This is a genomic window from Microcoleus sp. A003_D6, assembly GCF_036702825.1.
GTDB lineage: Bacteria > Cyanobacteriota > Cyanobacteriia > Cyanobacteriales > Microcoleaceae > Microcoleus.
In genome coordinates this window covers 1-22,190 of sequence record NZ_JAUBWA010000120.1, presented here as the reverse complement: position 1 = coordinate 22,190, position 22,190 = coordinate 1, and the positions used below count along the sequence as shown (strand labels likewise).

General features: G+C 42.7%; 19 protein-coding genes. 5 read left to right on the top strand and 14 right to left on the bottom strand.

Annotated elements, in window-relative coordinates; all coding sequences use genetic code 11:
• Nucleotides 1-255 precede the first annotated feature (255 nt).
• Complete coding sequence (locus QUB70_RS25800) at nt 256-942, top strand: Uma2 family endonuclease (RefSeq protein WP_332984305.1); 687 nt, start codon at nt 256-258, stop codon at nt 940-942.
• Nucleotides 943-1,015: 73 nt separating this feature from the next.
• On the opposite strand, the gene QUB70_RS25795 is transcribed toward QUB70_RS25800, so the two are convergent.
• The 3 genes from QUB70_RS25795 to QUB70_RS25785 all read right to left on the bottom strand — a co-directional run bounded on the left by QUB70_RS25795 (nt 1,016) and on the right by QUB70_RS25785 (nt 3,252).
• Nucleotides 1,016-2,179, bottom strand: a complete 1,164-nt coding sequence (locus tag QUB70_RS25795; RefSeq protein ID WP_332984304.1) for an AI-2E family transporter — start codon at nt 2,177-2,179, stop codon at nt 1,016-1,018.
• 147 nt (nt 2,180-2,326) lie between these two features.
• On the bottom strand, nt 2,327-2,944 hold the full coding sequence (locus QUB70_RS25790) for a Uma2 family endonuclease (RefSeq protein WP_332984306.1): 618 nt from the start codon (nt 2,942-2,944) through the stop codon (nt 2,327-2,329).
• Nucleotides 2,945-3,063: 119 nt separating this feature from the next.
• On the bottom strand, nt 3,064-3,252 hold the full coding sequence (locus QUB70_RS25785) for a hypothetical protein (RefSeq protein WP_332984302.1): 189 nt from the start codon (nt 3,250-3,252) through the stop codon (nt 3,064-3,066).
• 211 nt (nt 3,253-3,463) lie between these two features.
• Between QUB70_RS25785 and QUB70_RS25780 the strand changes: the two genes are divergently transcribed.
• From QUB70_RS25780 to QUB70_RS25765, 4 genes are all read left to right on the top strand, one after another.
• Nucleotides 3,464-4,798, top strand: coding sequence for a class I SAM-dependent methyltransferase (locus QUB70_RS25780; protein WP_332984300.1), 1,335 nt, complete (start codon nt 3,464-3,466; stop codon nt 4,796-4,798).
• Nucleotides 4,799-4,897: 99 nt separating this feature from the next.
• Entirely contained in the window at nt 4,898-5,398 is a 501-nt protein-coding gene (locus QUB70_RS25775; protein WP_332984299.1) for a type IV pilin-like G/H family protein, read from the top strand.
• 218 nt (nt 5,399-5,616) lie between these two features.
• A complete protein-coding gene (locus QUB70_RS25770) occupies nt 5,617-7,863 on the top strand; it encodes an O-linked N-acetylglucosamine transferase, SPINDLY family protein (protein WP_332984298.1) in 2,247 nt (748 codons plus the stop codon).
• Between the two features lie 31 nt (nt 7,864-7,894).
• Entirely contained in the window at nt 7,895-9,286 is a 1,392-nt protein-coding gene (locus QUB70_RS25765; protein ID WP_332984297.1) for an FkbM family methyltransferase, read from the top strand.
• Nucleotides 9,287-9,423: 137 nt separating this feature from the next.
• On the opposite strand, the gene QUB70_RS25760 is transcribed toward QUB70_RS25765, so the two are convergent.
• The 11 genes from QUB70_RS25760 to QUB70_RS25710 form a co-directional block, all read right to left on the bottom strand.
• On the bottom strand, nt 9,424-10,410 hold the full coding sequence (locus tag QUB70_RS25760) for a hypothetical protein (protein ID WP_332984296.1): 987 nt from the start codon (nt 10,408-10,410) through the stop codon (nt 9,424-9,426).
• A 629-nt stretch (nt 10,411-11,039) separates the two neighbouring features.
• Complete coding sequence (locus QUB70_RS25755; RefSeq protein WP_332984295.1) at nt 11,040-14,780, bottom strand: class I SAM-dependent methyltransferase; 3,741 nt, start codon at nt 14,778-14,780, stop codon at nt 11,040-11,042.
• Nucleotides 14,781-14,852: 72 nt separating this feature from the next.
• Nucleotides 14,853-15,278 carry a tetratricopeptide repeat protein gene (locus tag QUB70_RS25750; RefSeq protein WP_332984294.1) on the bottom strand — a complete coding sequence of 142 codons (426 nt, stop codon included), beginning with the start codon at nt 15,276-15,278 and terminating at the stop codon, nt 14,853-14,855.
• Between the two features lie 158 nt (nt 15,279-15,436).
• The gene (locus QUB70_RS25745; RefSeq protein WP_332984293.1) at nt 15,437-16,189 is read right to left on the bottom strand and encodes a Uma2 family endonuclease; all 753 of its coding nucleotides are present in this window, start codon (nt 16,187-16,189) and stop codon (nt 15,437-15,439) included.
• A gap of 171 nt (nt 16,190-16,360) precedes the next feature.
• Nucleotides 16,361-17,080, bottom strand: a complete 720-nt coding sequence (locus tag QUB70_RS25740) for a Uma2 family endonuclease (RefSeq protein ID WP_332984292.1) — start codon at nt 17,078-17,080, stop codon at nt 16,361-16,363.
• 188 nt (nt 17,081-17,268) lie between these two features.
• Nucleotides 17,269-17,769 (bottom strand): Uma2 family endonuclease, encoded by a 501-nt coding sequence (locus tag QUB70_RS25735; RefSeq protein WP_332984291.1) that lies wholly within the window; start codon nt 17,767-17,769, stop codon nt 17,269-17,271.
• Between the two features lie 316 nt (nt 17,770-18,085).
• Nucleotides 18,086-18,298, bottom strand: a complete 213-nt coding sequence (locus QUB70_RS25730; RefSeq protein ID WP_332984290.1) for a hypothetical protein — start codon at nt 18,296-18,298, stop codon at nt 18,086-18,088.
• Between the two features lie 50 nt (nt 18,299-18,348).
• Entirely contained in the window at nt 18,349-18,975 is a 627-nt protein-coding gene (locus QUB70_RS25725) for a Uma2 family endonuclease (protein WP_332984289.1), read from the bottom strand.
• Between the two features lie 48 nt (nt 18,976-19,023).
• Complete coding sequence (locus tag QUB70_RS25720) at nt 19,024-19,605, bottom strand: Uma2 family endonuclease (protein ID WP_332984288.1); 582 nt, start codon at nt 19,603-19,605, stop codon at nt 19,024-19,026.
• Nucleotides 19,606-19,697: 92 nt separating this feature from the next.
• On the bottom strand, nt 19,698-20,489 hold the full coding sequence (locus QUB70_RS25715) for a Uma2 family endonuclease (protein ID WP_332984287.1): 792 nt from the start codon (nt 20,487-20,489) through the stop codon (nt 19,698-19,700).
• 79 nt (nt 20,490-20,568) lie between these two features.
• The gene (locus tag QUB70_RS25710; protein WP_332984285.1) at nt 20,569-22,059 is read right to left on the bottom strand and encodes an MlaD family protein; all 1,491 of its coding nucleotides are present in this window, start codon (nt 22,057-22,059) and stop codon (nt 20,569-20,571) included.
• Nucleotides 22,060-22,190: the final 131 nt, after the last annotated feature.

The following is a 22,190-nucleotide window of genomic DNA, read 5'->3' as shown; positions in this document are numbered from 1 at the left end:
GCCCATCCCACAAGAAAAAATAACTCTTGTGGGATGGGCCGGAGAGCCCGTCCTAATTATTTTTGCAAGAGGTCTATTATAACTGAGATGTTGCACCCTTCTCAATAAGCCTTTTATGAACAGGTATCTTGCCTGTTCCACAAGAAAATTCACTCTTCGTGGAACAGGCATATTGCCTGTTCTTGATAATGATGCAAGATGTAAATTATAACGGATACAATAACAATATCATAAATCAAATAAAGGGCGATCGCCATGACTCAAGCTGTATTAAAACCAGTCACCTTCGATGAATTTATTGACTGGTATCCTGAAAATTCTGAAAACCGTTACGAACTGCACAATGGAACTATTGTTGAGATGCCTAAAGCAGCCGGAGAACATTCAGAAGTAGCCGGCTTCATCTGCCTGAAGCTAGGGATTGAAATCGAAAGGCTGAGGTTGCCCTACTTCGTTCCCAAAGAATGCGTTGTGAAAGCTGATAACGAGCTATCCGGTTACGAACCGGACGCGATCGTTTTGGACAGGCAAGGGACTGACAGCGAACCGAGATGGAAAAAGCAATCTATCATTACAATGGGTAGTTCTGTCCGGCTAATTGTCGAAGTTGTCAGTACCAATTGGCGGGATGATTGCGGCTATAAATTGGTTGATTGTGAAGCTTTGGGTATTTCTGAATACTGGATTGCCGACTATTTGGGACTTGGCGGCAGACGCTATATTGGCAATCCGAAACAACCTACTTTTTCAGTTTACCATTTGGTTGACGGTGAGTATCAGGTCAGTCAGTTTCGGGGGGAAGATAGAACTTTGTCGCCCACAATTTCCCAATTAACTTTGACGGTTCAACAAATTTTTAGCGGGACGAGATGCGGTTTAAACCTTTTAGCCTCGGCGACTCAAGTCGCGACTACACAAACCAAGTCCGCCTGCGCGGACTAATACCAAATCCGGCTTAAATACTCCTTTTATATCGCTTGTCTGCGGAGGCAGACTTCGTTTGTTTAGAAGCGGTTTAAACCGCCGAATCATCTGTATTATTAGGGATTTCAGGTTTGTGTTCTGGCTTGCTTTCTGGCTTACTATGTGTGACTCCTATAGATTCGTACTCCTCATGAATAGCAGAATCGATCGCTGCTAGATTTCTAGGATTGGTGTGCCACTGGTTGAGAATGTCTTTAATTAAGACTTCTCTCACCCAAACTTGAGCGACAACGGTGAGAGGAAGGGCAAGCAACAAACCTAAAAATCCAAAAAACGTGGCGAAGAATACTTGAGCTATTAAGGTGACAGCAGGCAGTAGTGATACTTGCTGTGCCATAACGTAAGGGGTGAGGAGGTTGCTTTCAAATTGTTGAATTAGAAAGTAGAGGATTAAGACAAAACCGGATTGTAACGGAGAGTCTAAAAGTGCGATCGTCATTGGGGGGATGACGCTCAAACCAGGTCCGATATTGGGTATTAAGTTCAGAAAGCCTGCTACTACAGCGTGAGCTAGGGCTAAGGGAACTTGCAAAACAGATAAACCAATTAGACTGAGAAAAGTGATGACGCTCATGCTAATTAAAGCGCCGATCACCCATCTGCCGAGGGCTATTTCGCATTCATCTAAGATGCCATCGACTCGCCGCCGATAAAAAGAGGGAAATAGTTGTATAAATGCTTTGCGGTAAGATAGAGGTTCGGCTAATGTCATCAAGGTCAAAACTATGACGAGCAAAAAGCTGAGGATAACGCCTAATGTGTTGCCGACAAAGGCTCCTGCACCGCCGACGAGTTGGTTGAATAAAGGTTGCAGTTGTTGCATGATGTCGTTAACATCAAGATTTGGTAGCCGCTGGCCAAATTGTCCTGAAAAGCGACCCTCAAATTGATCGATCCACTGATTTAATCTTTCTATTCCTTGAGGGGCTCTTTGGGTAAGTTGTTGAAACTGTTCGGCAAAGGGTGGTACAACTATCAGGAATAAGCCTACGAAGATGAGGACTAGGAAGCTAATTGAAAGTAAGACTGCGATCGATCTTTGGAGCCGAAATTTCTGCAAGTAGCGTGCTAGCCTATTTAAGGCAGTGGCTAAGACGACGGCGGCAAACAGCAGCAGTAGGGCTTGCCTGATTTGCCAGAGGATGTAACAAGATGCGATAAGGGCTAATAAGCCTATCCATTGTCCTAGCTTCATTTGGTTTGAGATTTTGGATTGGGGAAGAGGGAGTTGCTGCGCGACTTGAGGGATGCGTGGGAATCGCTTCTTTCCAAGATATCTTAGATGCGTGCGATCGCACGTTTAAAAAATAACTCTACTCTCACAGCAGGGAAAGCAGGCTCCTCATTTGCCTTTGGCGAACACCTGTTGTGGTGTCAAGTTCAATTCTGGGAAAATTGGCGACTCAATTCGATCGGCATTTCTGAACAGTTTGACTTGATACTCGCCGTCTACGAGTTGGTAAACTGAAAAAGTAGGTTGTTTGGGATTGCCAATAAACCGTCTGCCGCCCAATCCTAAATAGTCTATAATCCAATATTCTTGGATGCCCATTGATTCGTATGCTTCTAGTTTACGAGCATAATCATCTTCCCAATTAGTGCTAGTTACCTCTACAATTAGGGGTACTGATGCACCCATTGTAATAATTGATGATTTTTCCCATCGCGGCTCGTTTCCAATGGTTTCTTCGTTGAGTACAATGATATCTGGCTCATATCCTGATTCCTCGCGTATCGGTTTAATGACAGATTCCTTGGGGATGAAGTAGGGTAGTTGTAGCCGTCTGATTTCAAAGTTGAGATCGGCGATTAGAAAACCTGTCAGTTTAGAATGTTTGCCTGTTGCTTTTGGCATTTCAATAATAGCTCCATTATGTAGTTCGTAGTGGTGTTCTGAATTTTCAGGATACCAGTCAATGAATTCATCGAATGTTACTAATTCAGGTATGGTTTGAATCATGGTGAGTGCCTTGAGTTTGGTTTTGATAGCTGTACGGGGAATTAAGATTTTGGCAAAAACACAGTCTTTAGATTTAGTGTAGATCGATCGCACATTTTGATTGTGTCTTGATTGCGTCTCTACTGCTGCTGTTGGCGCGATCGCCAGCCGAGGATTGCAGCTAAGATGATACTGGGGGTAAAGACGGCGATGAGGGCGTTGAGGTCGGTAGAGGGTATGGATAAGCTAGGCCCTGCGTACTTGATGGCCAGGGAAAGGGCCGCAGATAGGGTGAATACTTTGAGGATGGGGCTGATGTTGGTGTTCATGGACGTGGTAGTTGGTTGTATAATATGTTTTTGCGGGGGCTGGAAAGATTTACCCTTACTATTATGCCCAGTCCTTGCCGCCCAGCCGCGTGGGGTTTGCACAAAAGTGCGATCGCAACTACCTTTCGGACGCCGCGTAGATAAGATACCTTGTCATCCTAAAATTAACGTATGTCACAGCGCAATTTGTTAGTAGCGAGAGCAATGTAGAATGAACAACCAAACATCTGACATCGTAGAAAAAATTCGCCAGCAATTTAACAGCGCTCCTTACCCGAGAATCCCACTCGAAAACTCTCCTAAATCTAACTACCAGCTTCTCTATATTCATAACCTTATAACACCTTACTATTTAAGAAATCAAACAGTTATTGAAACAGAAGGAAAAATTATTTTAGATGCAGGCTGTGGCACCGGCTATAAATCCTTGACTTTAGCAGAAGCCAATCCCGGTGCTAAAATAGTTGGTATTGACTTATCAGAAGAAGCGGTTAAGTTAGCCCGTCACCGCCTCGAATATCATGGGTTTGAGAATGCAGAGTTTCATGTGCTTTCAATTGAAGATTTGCCTAAATTAGGATTAGAGTATGACTATATTAATAGTGACGAAGTTCTTTATTTATTGCCAGATATAAAGGCGGGATTGAAAACACTTAAGTCGGTGCTAAAAGATCGGGGAATAATTCGTGCTAATTTTCATAGTTCGCTACAGAGGTTTGCCTATTTTCGGGTTCAGGAAGTTTTCAAAATGATGGGATTGATGGACGAAAATCCCCGAGACTTAGAAATGGAATTAGCCCGAGAAATTATGACCGCTTTGAAAGATGATGTCCTTCTCAAGAGACAAACCTGGAATCCCGATGCCGCCCAGAGTGAACAGTGGATGCTAATGAATTATTTATTTCAAGGCGATAAAGGCTACACTATACCTGAAATGTTTTCGGCACTGCAAGCCGCTGATTTAGAGTTGGTCAGTATGGTGAATTGGCGGCAATGGGACTTGCTCGAGCTTTTCAAAGAGCAAGACAATTTACCTGCTTTTCTAGCCATGAGCCTGCCAGAAATTTCTACAGAAGAGGGGCTCCATTTATGTGAATTGTTACATCCCGTCAACCGTTTAATTGACTTTTGGTGCGCTCATCCCGATCGGGCACAGCCATTTGTGCCAGTTGCTGAATGGACTTTATCTGACTGGCAGGATGCGCGGGTACACCTGCATCCTCAGCTAAAAACTCCCCAGGCGAGAGCAGACTTGATCGAGTGCATCACTAGCCAACAACCCTTCGAGATTAGCCGTTATGTCACTTTGCCGGCTTTAGTACCTATTTTCCTAGAAAGTTATATGGCTGCTTGCTTGCTACCGCTTTGGGAGGGCGCTTGTCCTGCTCCGTCCCTTGTGGAACGCTGGTTAAAGCTCAAACCCCTGCATCCCGTTACTCTAGAGCCTGTCAGCGAACAGGCAGCTTGGGAGGAAGTTAAAGAAGTCTTGAGCAGGCTGGAAGTGTTTCTTTACTTGCTTTTGGAGCGTTCATCCCGCCCTAGCTAAATTTTTTTAGCACAGGGTGATATGAGAAGGAACGAAAGTGGGTAAGTTACATTCAGGAGTTAGAAATCAAGCATCCCACCCCTCAAGGAGAAAAGACTTATGAAGACTGAATTTAAAGCCAAGTTCCTGCAACACATTAACAAAAGAAGACAGGATCAAGGTTTCACCCTGATTGAACTGCTGGTTGTTATCATCATTATCGGTATTCTTTCGGCTATTGCTTTGCCTGCATTCCTCAACCAAGCAAACAAAGCCAAGCAATCTGAAGCCAAGCAGTATGTCGCCTCGATCAACAAGGGTCAGCAGGCTTACTATGCTGAGAACGGCAAGTTTACAACAGTGATTCCGGACTTGGGTTTAGGCCTCAAAACTGAAACCACTAACTACACGTATGACGTCGTATCTACTAAGGACGATCAGGCAAATACTAATGCTGTTCCTACTAATACTACCTCTCTGAGAGCATATGGAGGCGTTGTAGTTCTAGTTGACAGTGGCGAGGCAAAGACTACTCAGACATCCATTTGCGAAGCTGTTGGTGGCACAGCCAAATTCGCCGCGACAGACTGCGGCGCTGCCTGGAGTGCCGTTACCAAGTAATAACAGAGAGATTGTGGCAGGAATTGTAGCTTGTCAGTCTAGCTTAAGTGTTGAAAAAGAGGTAGCGCTTGTGCGCTACCTCTTTTAGTGCAGTTAGGCTTGTGGCAGAAGAATGTCATTTGATAACTGTGGCAATAGCTTTGGCTAGATTATTCTCTCTCTTCAGTTATGAATAAGATAATATAGATAGATAGATAGATAGTTGTTTTAATTAGCTTATGATTTCAGAGTCTTTACCGATTGATACAGTGAATTGGCAGCAGCAAGCCGTTCAATGTCTGAGCAAAGGGAACTACACTCAAGCTGTGAGCTTGTACGAACAAGCGATTGTCGCCGAACCTCACATCCACTCCCACTACTGGCATTTAGGGCTGATGTTATTGTTGCAGGAACAAGAGGCAGAAGCACAGACAACTTGGCTGCTGGCAATGGCCGAAGGGGATGAAGAACAAGTTGAGCAGTGGACAGCCGAATTAATTGAGGTGCTGCAAACGGAAGCAGAGCGGAGGAAGACTCTAGAAGACTACTCTGTGGCTTGGGCGATTCGGCAACACATACGGGAAATTAGCCCAACCGATATTAATAATCTACTCCATCTTATAGAACTATATATTCAGATTAAGACTTATACAGGAAAAGAGCTGACTGAGTTGGGAGTGATAGATTTGCTACAGACCCAGCCACCTGTAGAACTTGATTCAGCTCTATTAGTAGACATTCTGGAAAAGGTGTTAAATTATTCGCCTTTGCTTCCCTCATCATTGGAATTGACAGAAACTTGTTTGCCCTATATACCTGACTCTTCGGCTTTTGTTGATTTTTTGATACCGATAATTTATGAAATTACTTACACGCACAGGCGACAGAAATTGTCAATATGCTTTACTAATTTGGGTTTGCGCGCGATGCCCCAGCATCCAGAGCTGCTCCGGTGTTTAGCCACATTTTATACGGATTTGGGCGAACATACTAAAGCTATAGAAGCTGCTAAATTGTGCTATTTCCTCCCTAATCGGCAATTGATAGATAAAATTTATGACAATCACCTGATTCTGCGCGCGACAATGAATGCAGGAATCTGTGGATATTGGGATGAAATCACTTCGCACATCCAAATACAGGAAGAGCTGCTAGAGTCGCTTTACAAAGACCAGCCAACAGACTTAGGTTCTAACCGTGATGTTCTAGGGTTATACAACACAACATTTTTCTTAAACTACTTTCGGGATGATCCGCAAACTAATAACAAATATCGCACTCAGCTAGCTCAGGTTTGCCAAGCTAATATTGAAGTAGAGGCTAAGGAGGTAATAGATCGCTACCGCCACAAACTATCTTCGCATCCTAGATTTAATACCTCAAATAAACGTTTGAAAATAGGATACTTGTCTCATTGTTTAAGGCGGCATTCAGTTGGTTGGCTGGCGCGATGGATTTTTCAACATCACGATCGCGAGCGATTTGAAATTTATGCCTATTTGCTCGGCTGTACCGAGGTTGTTGACTCCTTGCAGGAATGGTACGTTAATCATGTTGATAAAGCTTATAAGACGGGGCTTGGGGGGATGGAAATAGCTGAGCAAATTTCTCTGCATGAAATTGACATTTTGATCGATCTTGACAGTATCACCCTCAGTACAGCCTGCGGGATTTTATCGACAAAGCCTGCACCAATCCAGGTGACGTGGCTGGGATGGGACGCATCGGCAATGCCAACGATCGATTACTACATTGCCGATCCCTATGTTTTACCGGAATCGGCTCAGGATTACTATGCAGAAAAAATCTGGCGATTGCCTCAAACCTATATAGCTGTAGATGGTTTTGAAGTTGGCGTACCTGCGCTGCGCCGCGATCATCTGGATCTGCCCAGCGATGCAGTGGTATATTTCGGCGTTCAGAGGGGTGTCAAGTATCATCCCCACATGGCGATCCTGCAAATGAAAATTCTTAAAGAAGTGCCGAATAGCTATTTCTTGATGAAAGCTTATGGAGAACGAGAATTTCTCGATAATTTCTTTATAGAAACTGCTGAAGCAGAGGGTGTGAGCCGCGATCGCCTGCGATTTTTACCAAGTGCGCCTTCAGAGGAGGTTCACCGAGCTAACTTAGGCATTGCGGATATTGTTCTAGATACTTATCCTTATAACGGAGCTACGACTACTCTAGAAACTCTCTGGATGGGCATTCCAATGGTGACAAGAGTGGGGGAGCAGTTTTCTGCCCGCAACAGCTACACGATGATGATTAATGCTGGTATTTCCGAAGGGATTGCTTGGACAGATGAAGAGTACGTGGAGTGGGGAATTCGCTTAGGAAAAGATCCAGTTTTGCGGCAGCAAATATCTTGGAAATTGCGACAGTCACGGCAAACTGCGCCTCTGTGGAATGCTAAGCAGTTTACGCGAGAGATGGAGAAAGCATACGAGCAGATGTGGCAAATTTACGTTGAAGCTGGAAATTGATCCATTAGGAATAGTAGAGGGAAAAATTACTATGACGAACAACGAAATTCCTAGAAGTTCAATGTTTGGGTCATTATTGAATGTCAAGCAGTTGGGCTTTGAACCAGAAACAGTTATTGACGTAGGTGCTGGGTTAGGAACATTTGAAATTTATGAAGCTTTTCCAAAATCAAGATATCTCCTAATCGAACCCATAGCAGAGAATGAACCATATCTCATAAAAATTTGTCAACATCTTCAAAGAGCAGACTATATAATTGCTGCTGCTTCCAAAGAAGAAGGGCTTGTGCCTCTTCAAGTGAATTTGAGCAACTTTATCCATTCTTACATCTCAGAGGAAGGTGAGGCTAGCTCAGAAACTTTTGAGCTAAGGACAATCCCGGCCATTACTCTGGATGAAATTTGTAAAACTCACCAGTTAGAAGGGCCGTATTTAATCAAAGTTGATGTAGATGGTAGAGAACTAGACATCCTAGCAGGTGCCACTCAAACTCTTCAAAATACAGAGTTGGTAATTGTAGAAGTTACTTTATATGTAACAGCTAGATTTGATAAGATGTGCGCTGCGATCGACTTTATGAAACAGCAAGGTTTTGTAGCTTACGATATTGTGGATCTGGGATATCGACTTTCAGACTCAGCTTTATTTCAAGTTGATATGGTTTTTGTAAAAGAATCAGGTCAGTTTACAAAAGAATCCCGTTATCTAGTAGGAAAGGAGCAGGAAGAAAGACTGAGGGCGCATTTTAAAGCGTATCGAGAAACCTTAACGGCACACGTCGAAAATTTGATGCCATTTGAAGTTTTACAAAAAACGGGATTGACCCAAGCAGAAACTATCGAGCAGCAAGCCTATCAAAATTTAATTCAAGGAGATTACAGTCAAGCTGTCAATCTCTACGAACAGGCTATTCAAGCTGAACCTGACAATAAGTTTCACTATTGGTATTTGGGATTGGCGTTGCTATTAGATGAACAAGAGATAGAAGCTCAGGCGACATGGCTGGTGGGGATGACAGGAGGAGATAGGGAACAAGTCGATGTCTGGACAAAGGATTTAATCCAAGTCTTGCAAACCGAAGCGCAGCGACGGGGAAAAATTGGTGAGTATTTAATGACTTGGACAATCCGCCATCATCTACAGGAAATCAATCCCACAGACATCAATAACCTGTTGCATTTGATTAACCTGTCTATTATCATTGGGACGTATACAGAAGCCGATCTTGATTCTTTGGGCGTAATCAAGCTTCTGAAGTCGGATCAATCGTCGGAGGTGGATCCTGGCTTATTGCTGCTAGTCGTTAAAAATGTTTTAGAATATAATCTTTTGCACCCACTTTCTAGAGAATTATATGAGCAAGTGGGGGCAAGGCTTTTTGGAAGCAGCCAACAGCAGGATACCCTTAAGAAGGAGAACTAATTTCATTTTTAGTTACATTGAATAAGGCTAAAGTTTGTTTACTTCAGTTCTTTTGATAGTAAAACTCATGGTACAAGCATCCTCTAAATCCCTAACGATAATAGTGATACAATAATTGCTGAGCCTTTCTTTCAAGATTATATATTCGTAAAACAGTCTAGTAGATAAGATGGAATTTCTTCATATCCTGCTGCTGCGATCGCATCTCTATTCTCATTTTCCAATACCACTCTACCGTGAATGCGAGGCATGAGCGCTTCCCACTGAATTTTACTCAACTGTCCAATCACGGAAATTTGCGGCCCATCGGAAACATCTAAATCTTCTTCCATTAAAAGGTTCATCGCTACACCAGACAAAGCGAGATTAGCATCTTCCTCAGAAATATTGCTGCTGTCTACTAAGAGAGTCATCTTGCTTTTGTTTGGGTGAGTTGCGATCGCCCTCACCACTCGTTCTATATCTACGACCCAAGACTCTTCTGGTTTCGTCCAATCTGGAAAAACAATTAGGTTAATCCCTCTCAATTTCATCGACAGTGCCAAGGCTGCTGACCCGCCTTCATTTTCCTGGTATTTGCCCATTTGCGGAGTGTAGAAACCGAGCATTTCCAGAAAACGCAAAACTGTAGGAACAGGAGCGTAATTTTCAATAGCCCACTGCCGACCTTCCATAGAGATTTTCTCTAAAATTCCTGGGTCATCAGCAATGCGATCGACAGTATCCTGCATATTGTCTAGATCGATTCCTATATAGTGCCGCCAGTTTTCGGGCATTACTGGCAGTTTAACTCCATACTTATCGAAATCTACGTGAAACGTTACACACCCAGCCGCCAATGATTCCCAAAAGCGCCAACTGTCCCACCATTCTACAATTGGTTCTCCCGTGAAATAGCTTGAGGTAACACAACCCCCAAAGCCAGCACAAGCCGCCGATTCTTTCAAACGTTGGTAGTAACTCGGATTGTGACGTTGACCTGTTTGCTTCCACTGCAAGTAGTGGTAGCTATCTGAGGGAGTTTGATCAAAATTATCAACCGTATCATCCAGGGGTAAAATATTTTTAATTAGTGGCACAAAATGTTCCCAAACAATCTTCCTCAGAGGGCGGTCAAGTATCATTGACCCATTGTCAATTCTTATATATCCCTGGGGAACTCTCAACCAACCGTTAGAATATATCAACTCATCTTGGTTAACTCGGAAATTGACGAGTAAGCGTATTTTTTCTTGCGGATTTTTGGGAATTTCTTTGGTCTCTTGGAGAATGCGGTTAGAAATCCCAAAAACCCACGGTATACAGTTTGAAGGATATTCAGACTTTGTATTGCAATGAGTTCTCAACCTGAAGTCAAAGTTATTTAATTGGGGATTCCAAACTGTAAAACCATCCATATCATCTAGATAGACAGTGATATATTTTCGTGCTGAGTGAAATAGATTTTCAGGCAGTGGTACGGGGTTCGAGTTGAACACCACTCTAAAGTCCAGTATGACAACAGAGCAGTCATTATAAGTCACCATTGGGTCATAACAGAAAAGATATTCTTCTCTATTTGGTGATATCTGCCAATGGTTTATATTTGAATAAAATGGTATTCCCAGTTCCTTGAAGCCTTCAGCTAAACATATACTCAAATGGGAAAATGAATTTTCATTACAATAAAAAAATATTGGTTTTTCTAAAATCAACTCTAGAGTTGATTTTGTTGTTGACATATCGATGTTCATCATAGTTGCAACTATAAAATTTATGCTGATTCTGACTTCCCAGATTTCGTATCTACCCAACTATCTAGGGAGTAAAATGGGATTTCTTCAGCGCCTAATTGTGCGATAAAATCTTTATTCTCATTCTCCAATACCACTCTACCGTGAATGCGAGGCATGAGCGCTTCCCACTGAAATTTACTCAACTGTCCAATCAGGGAAATTTGTGGCCCCTCGGAAACATCTAAATCTTCTTCCATTAAAAGGTTCATCGCTACACTAGATAAACTTAGATTTGCATCTTCATCAGAAATGTTGCTGCTGTCTATAAGCACAGTCATCTTATTTTGGTCTGGGTGAGTTGCGAGCAATCTTATTACTCCTGCCAATTCTAGACTCAAAGACTCTTCCCGCTGGGACCAATCTGGGAATATAATTAAATTAATCTCTTTTAAGTTTAAACGCAAGAGAGTAGCATCAATCAAAGCCAAACTAACTCTTTCCGCCATTTTAGACCAAGAGAATTTTTTAGCTTGTTCTAACCCAGCAGCAATTAATGCTCTGCGAATTTTCGGCTTTTGTACCTCACACAGTGCATCGGTTAATCCCTCAACATCGTCATCATTGACATACAAAGCTGCTTCCTTCGCCACTTCAGGTATAGACCCATTGGGACAAGTAATAACGGGACATCCGCAAGCTATCGCCTCCAACACAGGCATTCCAAAACCTTCATACTTTGACGGAAACACCAGTGCGATAGCCCCAGAATAAGCTACTCTCAATTCCTCATCACTGAGTAGAAGCTTATGAACAACACAACCTGAAGTATAAGTTCTCAACTCTCCTTCTAATACAATTCCGCTGCCTGTAGAGACAATTTCAAAGCCTTGTTTGCTAGGCAATTGAGCAAAAGCTTGGAAGAAAAAATTATTGTTTTTATAATCTGCTCCACTCCCAACAGACAGAAAATAAGGCTTGGTAATTCCATACTTATTTTTGAAATGATTAACCTCTTCTCTGCTAGCAGTTGAGAATAATTTGTCAATTCCACAATGAGCTACTGTTACAGACTCCTGTGCAATTTCTGGGAAAAACTTAGTTAAATCGCGGGCCGTACTTTCGGAAATCGAAATATAGGCAGAAGCATGGCGGATAGCATAATGTTTTTCCCTCCACATAGGCTCATTCAAATCAGCTCGCAATACTTCTGGAATCATGTCATAAGCCATGAATACAGAGGGAGTAGATAGAGGTGTGGTGTAGTAAGTGGAGATAAATACATCAGCAGCCTCATCATCGCAGATTTGCTGTAGCATTTGGCGGTCAGCTAAAACGTTGTTGACATCGTAAGCTGGCAGTTGGATATAGCCGATCCCCGGAATTTTGGGAGCCGTACCAATTCTATCCAAAAAAATAAGGTGATCGGCAAACCCATTTTCTACCCATTCTTCTAGAAGGGATGTCCAAACACGGGCTATTCCAGTTCTATAAAGCTGAAAAAACACACCATCAATAATAATCGTTCGATTTGCTTTGGGAATAGTTATTACTGTTTTGCTTGGTGATTCGTCTGGTGGGCAAAACTCCCAGATATCAGTATCTTTTTCTCTTTTCGCCATTGGTGTTACACCACAGGAATTAGCAGTATCAACCATCGTGCGATCTTGAACCCATGAAAAATACTGGCTCAGGCGAACTGGGAATCTAGTCTGAGCTTGCAATACGCTCCATTCTGAAACTGCATTTGCATAGCCATAATATTGCTCTTTAAAATGCAACTGTTTTGCCATCGCGTAGGCAAAGTGTTGAAATACCAAACCCCGCGTTTCTGTCTCCTCATGCACAAAAGGATTTACTGCTGCAACATCCCTAAATTCGCCATCGGATAAAGGTTCAGCCAATCTAGGAGGTTCGTGAGCTACCCAGACACAGCCAGGTTTAAACCTCCAGGTTCGCAACCATTCTTGTGCTGGATTCTGAGCGTAACAGTTGCGACTGCTAATCACCAACTTCTCTCCGACAAAATACCAGCACCAATAGAAAGCCGCTGTTTTTTCAGGACGATAAATGAACATCTGTCGCGCTGTGCAGATTTGCTCGACAGTCCACAATTCATCAACATCTACTTGCCATAGTAAACATTCCTGATTAATATTTTCCAATGGTGCATTAACCATTTCACGTTTGCCTTCCCAGAAAATACCCTCTGGTTTACGATAAACCGTGACATTTTCTGGATATAGCTGTGCCAATTCGTCTAGGTATTCTGTTGTGCCGTCATTGCTGCGTCCCTTCGAGTGGATTTCCTCGGTAATGCGTCCGCCATTTCGCAAAGACCACGCTGTATCATGCTTCAAGTCCGCTACACCCTCGACTATATGCCAATGCCATTGATAAGGTAGTTGCTTGAATACTTCTATGTGATATTTTATGAATGGTTCACCGTTGAGAACAATAGTAAAAAAGTTAATCGGTAATTCTAGCGATGAGGGAGAGGCACAGGCAGTCGTTTTTTTCTGACCGCAGGCAAGAGTTGATGAATACTGATGATTGACTAGACAATGTTTGGCAATATTATGCCATACACGCTCAGAACCAGGCCAAGTAGGTACAACGTCATGAAATGCTATCCAACCATCTTCTTTTACGAGTGGGAATGACTGTTCAAAGTCTTTTAATACATCTAAAAATTGGTGAGAACCATCAATAAAAATAAAGTCTATTTTGGTGCCATTGGTTAGTTCAATCCACTGGCTTAACACTTGATGAGAATATCCCTGTAAGGGGACTACATATTTATATAATCCATTTTTTTGTAAATTTTGCTTCCAAATCTCAAAGAAATTTCTGTCGGGAAAGTCAATATCGTTACCATCCCATGTATCAATACAATAAATCTTTCTCTTAGTTCCTATACAGGCATAAGCCATAGCAACTGTGGAGCGTCCTTTATACGAGCCTATTTCAACGATTACACCATCATTAGGGAGGGACTTTACCTTATTGAAAAGGTACTCTTCTTGCCCTGGAACCATGAAACCTTCAATGGCTTCAACAGCACACTTAATGGTTGTATAGCTGACTGGTTGAACAGTAACTTTTTTGAAGATTGCATAGCCATTGCGTACACGCCAATTTTGGGCTATTAATGTATAATTGGGATCGTTTAATAGACCTTGAAGGTTCCCAAAATTTTTAAATGTATTGATATCATCTAAAATAATATACTTGGCGCCATAAATCTCTTCTAGCTCGGCACTCCCTGTAAATTCAGACCCATCTATCAGTACAACATCAAAAAACTCAATGTTGTTTTCTTCCTGAATTTTTTTGATCCCCCTCCCTGATACTCCTGATTGCTCTATATATTCAAGTTCCTGGCGTCGCCATCCTATAACCTGTTCAAGTGGATAGTAGTTCAGGTTTGTCTGATTGCTGTTGTAAAATCTAATCACTTCATCTTCTTCAGGAAACTGTTCTATTGAAACAGAAGAGACGTTATAGCACTTGACAAAATGCTCATCAATGTAAGTATTTTGGAGTTCTGCAAACCGAGGTTTTGAAATTTCTAGGCAGAATAATACTGGCTGATTGGGATTCTCCCGCAGCCCAGTGACAAATGCTTCTGTGCTACCTTGTCCTGAAGATGAGCCAATTTCTAAAACGGTTTGAATATCTTCTTCTTGGGCAATTTTTTGGATAGCTATGTAAAATTCATCGTTTTTAATTTCCGGAGGAATGAGACGGTTGAGTTCAGAATTTAAAACGTTATTTTCCATTCTAGACACCAGATTTTTAACTTGTTTAGTAGCCCGATTTACAACTTGTTTATTGGCTTCACCGATCGCCCCTTACTTCCCCTTCGCCTGCCCCAACAGCGCCTTATAATCAGCCCGATCGGGATTTAGCTTGACCAACTTCTCCAAAGGCTCGATCGCCCCCACCTTATTATTCATCCCCAACCGCACATTTGCCAACCCCTCCAGAGCCGTCTGATTCTGCGGTTCGCGCTGCAAAACCGTCTTATATCCCCGTTCCTGCGCCGCCAGCAAAGATTCCTGGGAAACAGCAGCAGCCACCGGTTTTCGCTGGTGCTGGCTGCTCAAACCGCTGCTGAACAGACTCACAATACCAAAAATTGCCGAACCACCAAACGACACCATCGATACTAACGCAAAAATCTGCTTAATTCGATCGCTCCTGTGAACCGGACGATCGCTAGACTTTTTCTGTATACTTTCCATCGTCAATCCTTTGTCTAGACGGTTTCCGGGCACTCACAAAGCACCTGTATCTAGAATGCCCAAGTTCGATCGCAAAACGATCAGTTTTAAAATTTGGAATTTTTCCAACACAATATTTGAGATTTGTCAATACTATTTAAATTAGAATTAGAAGTGCGATTTCTGTGACGTGCGATCGCACCCCTGCATCTTTAGCCGTTATCCTGTCGCAATTCTCCAAACTGCGATCGATAACTAGCTAGCAAAGATTCGAGTTCATTCGCACGTTGACTTTCAGCCTCAGCCCGTTCTCGTTCAGCCTCAGCCCGTTCTCGTTCGGCTTCAGCCCGTTGCCGTTCAGCTTCAGCCCGTTGCCGTTCAGCTTGCAAAGCTGAAGCCAATTCATCGGGAATCAATAATTTCTCTCCATTATCTTCCCGATAAAACCCAATCAATTTTCCTTCTATTTCCAAGCGCAGTTGCAATACTTCGCTACGACTATCTCTAATTAATTCATACCCATCTTCTCCCAATCGATACCCGCGCAATTGTTCGGGAATCCATTCACCTCTAGGGTCAAATAACCAATATTCCTCAACTTCCATCCCCTCATACAAGTCTTTTTTATTATTTTGGTCTTCCGATTTTGTGCCTGGTGATGTAATTTCAAAAATAACTTTCGGTACTTGCCCTTCTTCCCATATTTTGTAATTATCTCTGCCACCTGGTTCTACATCAAAAATCACCATCACATCAGGTGCTACACGCAATTTTGGGAAACCTTGAGCGTAGTATAAAAATTGGTTTGCTAAAACAGTAGCTCGACGGTCTGCGAGGTATTGTTTTAAGACTTCTAAAGTGGTTAATATTGCGTAGAGATGGTCGTAAGTTTCAGCCAGTGGTTCTCCATCAGCGCTAGGATATATAATTTCAGAATTTTTGAGGGTGGTAACGACTGTTTTCATGGTCGCGCTTCCTGTGAGTTGTAGATTTATTATAAACTTTTTTTGCTGCAACCAAGTAGGTTGATCTAAATTAAACGTAAAATGCGATAAATGTTAGATACCCGACCTCTTCAAGATGTCGGGCCTCTGGGAGTTCTGTGTTTTACGTTGCTCTACTTAATACCTCTTATCCTATGACAATTTTCCAAACTGCTCTCGATAACGCGCCAGCAAAGATTCCAGTTCAGCAGCACGCTGACTTTCCGATTCTGCACGTTGACTTTCCACTTCTGCGTGTTGCCGTTCCGCTTCTGCCCGTTGCCGTTCCGCTTTTAAAGTTGAAGCCAATTCATCCATAATCAATAATTTTTCTCCATTATCCTCCCGATAAAACCCAATCAGTTTTCCTTCTATTTCTAAACGCAGTTGCAATACTTCGCTGCGACTATCAGTAATTAATTGATAACCCTCTACCCCCAATCGATACCCGCGCAATTTTTCAGGAATCCATTCTCCTTTCGGATCGAACAACCAGTATTCCTGAACTTCTATCCCCTCGTACAAATCTTTTTTAGTAATTTTATCTTCTAATTGAGTGCCTGGTGATGTCATTTCAAAAATCACTTTCGGCACTTGCCCTTCTTCCCATATTTTGTAATTATCTCTGCCACCCGGTTCTACATCAAAAATTACCATCACATCAGGTATTACGCGGACTTTGGGGAAACCTTGAGCGTAGTATAATAATTGGTTTGCTAAAACAGTGGCTCGACGGCCTGCGAGGTATTGTTTTAAGACTTCTAAAGTGGTTAAGATGGCGTAGAGATGGTCGTAAGTTTCTGCCACTGGTTCTCCATCAGCGCTAGGGTATACGATTTCAGAAGTTTTGAGGGTGGGAACGACTGTTGTCATGGTCGTGCTTCCTGTGAGTTATATAAAGCATATTCCATGTATATGTGGTACAGACAATCAAGTAGTAAGTAAGGTGCGTCGCCCGAAACAATCTGCAAGTTCCACGACGCTCACATGGAACAGCGACGCACCCTACAAAACAGAAATCATACAATATCTGTACTTCATGAACCTGGAATATGCTGTATCTATTGTAAACTTTTTTGTGCAACTAATCTAATTTTATTTTTAACCGCAGATGGCTCGCACGCGGGACGCCCGTGCCACAACAAAGGTAGTGTATTTACGATCGCCCTTTTTGACTGCAAATCCCGATCGCACGCACTTCTAAACTCTTTGACAGCCTCAACATGATTCGCGATATTCATGCACCTAACAAACAAAGCAATATCCAGTTCCGGTAGCAATTCGGAACAGCCAATCTGTTCGTATCCTTCCTGTCTCAGACCATACAGAGACAGTTGGCTTTTTTCCCAAAACCAAACTTCAGGGATTTTGAGGGGTTTGTAGGCTTCCAGTTTATCAATTCCGCCGCTAGTGACGACAACTTCGATCGCTAAATCTGGACGTTTTCTATCAGCACCCAATTCGTAAGATTTATCTGCTTCCCGCTTCACTATTCTCGATTCATTTTCTAAAGTCAGAGACTCCGTAGGATCGCAAATTAAATAACTTAAGCTGTCGCGCATTTAAATTGCATATTCGGGGCGGGCTAGAAGCCCAACCCCTACTCCCCACAAGAGTTTGATTGTTTTTTGACAGCCAATTTAAATGCAGAACAGCTTACAATTTTAATTGTTATTGTGGGTTGGGCGTCCCGCCCGTCCAAAAAGGGCGGGCGTCCCGCCCAACCTCCCCACTTTCAAGAGTGTAAGTTAAGCTGTTGTGCATTTAAATTGTATATTTCGAGTCCCGATCGAACAATCGTCAAATCCTCTCCCCCTCTCCCCTTCTCCCCCTCTCCCTCTCTAATACCATAGGCAATCTAGATGCAACACAGCTTATTTAATTCTCATTCCGTAGGGTAAAATCAATTCCTGCCGCTATCATGTAAATTTCTAGCAGCGCACCAATTCGCCCCTTAGCTATTTCGTGTTTTCTTCCAGGCCTTCTTTGAATCTCAAACACCTTATCTAAAAACGACAATCGAACACCTGGAATATCCAGCATCGGTTCTAAAGTTTTGAATTGTTTCCAGGTTAATCCTGGAAATAGCAATGGTCGATCTAATTTTTATTCTAATGTTGCGTTCATGGCGAACTCGCTCCTTATTCAATAATAATTCCTGCATCAAACACCTGTTGAGCAGTCAAGTTTAAATCTGGAAAAGCAGCCGATTCAATTCTCTCGTCTCCCCGGAACTGCGTCAACTCGTACTCCCCGTCAACCAATTGATAAAGCGAAAGCGTAGGTTGTTTGGGATTCCCAATGTAGCGTCTTCCGCCCAATCCCAAATAATCGACAATCCAGTATTCAAAAATGCCCATTTCTTCATAATCCCGCAGTTTGGTAAGATAGTCAGTCTGCCAGTTAGTGCTGACTACTTCTACTGCTAAACGCACTGACGAACCCATTGTGATAATCGATTCTGCTGCCCAACGCGGTTCATTTATCACTTGCTGGCGATCGAGAACGATGACATCTGGCTCATATCCTGATTCGTCGCGATCGGGTTTAAGGACACATTCTTTGGGAACCGACCAAGGTAAGTGCAGCCGTCGAATCTCAAAATTAAATTCAGCAACCAAGAACCCTCCTAAATCGGAATGTTTGCCAGTTCCTTTGGGCATTTCAACAATTACTCCATTGTGCAGTTCGTAGCGGTGTTCTGAATTCTCAGGATACCATGCAATGAATTCGTCAAATGTTACTATTTTTGTTAAGGCTTGAACCATGTCGATCGCTCCTTTATTCTAATTATATTTAATTTTAGTTGATTTGAACTATTCCCGCAAAGCCTTGATGAATTCAGTAACAGCATCGTATTGGTCAAAGTAAGTTAGATATCTCACTAACAAAGCAATGTCTAACTCCGGCAACAACTCGCTGCGATCGACTTTTTCGTACTCCTCCCTCAAATAATAGATACTCAGCACCCCATCTTCCCAAAACCAAACTTCAGGTATCCCGAACCGTTTGTATAGTTGGAGTTTATCGATGCCACCGCTAGTGAATACAACTTCGATCGCCAAATCGGGAATTGCCTTTTTACTCTGCAAATTATACGACTCATCAGGCTCCTTTCTGGCCCCTAATTCTTTACTACCCAAAGTCGGCCCGCCCTTAACATAAAATCGGATACCCTTCTCTCTTAGGTATGCTTCTAACAAAACACTAAGGGTACTCTTTGTCTCTTCATGTTCGGGGCTAACTGTCATAATTTCTAAAATCCCATCTAAGTAAGCAAATTTGATTCCGCCGACAGACTCAAAAGCGGCTTCGAGCGATTCAAATTGCGACCAACTCACTCCTTTCAGAGTCAGACAGCTATCGGTGACAGAGTTTTTGACTGCTGTTTGTGTCATGTTTTTTCCTTATCTTTTTTCTAGATTAAGCCTTTGAGAACGCAACTGCTTTCTCAATTTTATTAACTTTTGTTCGATCGCGCCCGACAGCTTCAAACTCGATCGGGATCGATGCCCTGACTTCTCAAGTATGCTGCTAGTCGATCGGCCCGCTGGCGTTCCTCTTCGGCCCGCAAGCGTTCCTGTTCAGCCTGCTGGCGTTCCTCTTCGGCGCGTTGTTGTTCCTGTTCCACCCGTTCGGCACCCCACAGCAACAAATTGCCATTCTCATCCCACCAGCGCAGCCAATAACCGCTTCTGTGAGATTTTTCACCTTCCCAAACCCCCAGAAATAATCCCATTGATTCGATCGAATAGCGATCGTCAGCATCCGGTTCTTGCAGTTCGTATTTTCCAGAAATCAATCTGTATACTTCCAATCTTCCCGATTTTGGCTCGAAAATTGCATAAACCTGAACTTGCAAAATTTGCTCGTAAAACCGCCACTTTCCGTAAGGATATGTCGGTTTTATGGAATATTCAGCCTCGCGATCGTCCGATAAAAATTCCATCACTACTGCCGGCACTTCTCCCTCCGCATTGGGAGTATAACTGCGGCGGATTTCTCCTGCTGCTGGCAATACCGAGGGAACGTATACCCAATCCGGTGCTTTTACTACTGTTTTGTCATTGACTTTGGCGCACACTCCAAAGTTAGAAGCTATCAGCATTTCTGCTAGGATAAATCCTGCGATATCCAAGGCTTCTCTGAGGGCTGCGGCTAAAAGTGGTTGGTCGATGTTTTCCACTGGATCGTCCGGTAATTGAAAGTCATCTGGTAACTTTTCCCAAGTTACAGTATATTGGGTTTTGATTTCAATCGGCTTTGATAATGTTTGCGTCATAGGTTTGATTTGTTTTAATGAACAGGCTGTTTATAGCAGAAGGATGAAGAAAATTGCAATTATTCAATGATACAATATTTTAGGGAGTCTTCTCGGAACCTACAGATCCTGTAATTTTTGCAGTTTGAGATGGTAAAACTGGCAGTTTTTGTTGTTTGTGCAAGTTGGGAAATCCACGCTCTATTGATTGATTTACCCCAGTTTTGTTGGCATTTGCTTGCTCGGAAAGGGGAGCTAAGGTTTGAGCAACTTTAACTTGCTGTCGCAGTTGTTCGGTGGAACCCAACAAGCCACCCAATCCGTTGATTAACCTGCGAATATTGTTGCGGAAAGCCGGATCTCCTGTAATTTCGTCTACGTCGGAAGTGATTTTCTGTACGTTCTGAAAAGTAGCGCGTGCGGAATCTAAAGTTTGCTGTAATAATAGCAAACTGGCGGGATTGTTTATGTTGTTAGATAAATCTCGCAAATTAGCAGAAGCTTGGGCGGCATTTGCTGATAAAATTTCTAAATTATTCAATAGTTGTCCTTGGTTAATTCGATTAATTGTCGGACTTAAACTGCTGACAGTTACACGAAGTTCTTGACTGGCTTGATTGATATTGTTCAAAGTTGAGACTAAACTGGCTCGGTTGGTTGCTACTAAGGAATTGAGTTGGTTAGCTGTTAAGGTAACTTGATTAGCTGCTTGAGTCACTGAATTAGCCGAAGTTATCGCAGCGGCAGTTACTTCTTTTGTGGAATTTTCTGCTGTTGCTGTAACTTTGCGAATATCGGTTGAAACTGCTGATAATTCTCCTTTAGCTGTTTCATTTAAACTCCCTATTTCTCCTCTGACGGATTGACTTAAATTTCCAATCTCTCCTTTTAAGGATTGATTTAAAGTTCCTAACTCGCCTTTTACTGATTGATTAAAGTTGCCAAGCTCTCCTTTTACTGATTGATTCAAGTTTTTTATTTCTGCTTTCGCGGTTAAGGTTAAATTAGATAAGTCTTGAGTGAGTTTAGCCGCACCTTTAGCCGTATTTGCTGTGTTTTCCGCAATCGATTTAATATTGCCGAATAGGGCGGGGTCTGTGTAGAAATTAGCTAGGCGAACTGTGGATCGAATTAGTTCGTCGATAGTGACTCCTGCTTGACCTTTTAAGCGCGAATTTTTGCAGATAATCTCAGGGGGACAGTCGGCACTAACGGGATTGGCGGTAAGTAACGATTCTGGCAAAATCGAGTTGGGGGTAATGTCGATCGACGATTCGCCAATTAAGCCGGATTTATTCGCTTCGATCGCCACATCCCGGGGAATCACTAAAGTACCGGGGGCAATCTCCAGCGTCACGTCTACGCCGTTGGAACCCGGTTTGAGGGCGGTAATTTTACCGACTGCAACCCCGCGATACCTGACGGGCGTGCCTATTTGCATTCCTTGGGCGCTGGCAAATTCTACGGCGAATTTGTAGCTGCGGTTGCTTAGCTGCACGCCCCGCAGCCAGAGGACTAAGCCGCCAAATAAACCGATTCCTACTAAAATTAAGAACCCGACAGAACCTTCTCTTACAGTTCGCGATCGCATATTACCTCCTCAGTCATTGGTCATTAGTCATTAGTCATTAGTCATTGGTCATTGGTCATTAGTCATTAGTCATTAGTCATTAGTCATTAGTCATTAGTCATTAGTCATTAGTCATTAGTCATTAGTCATTA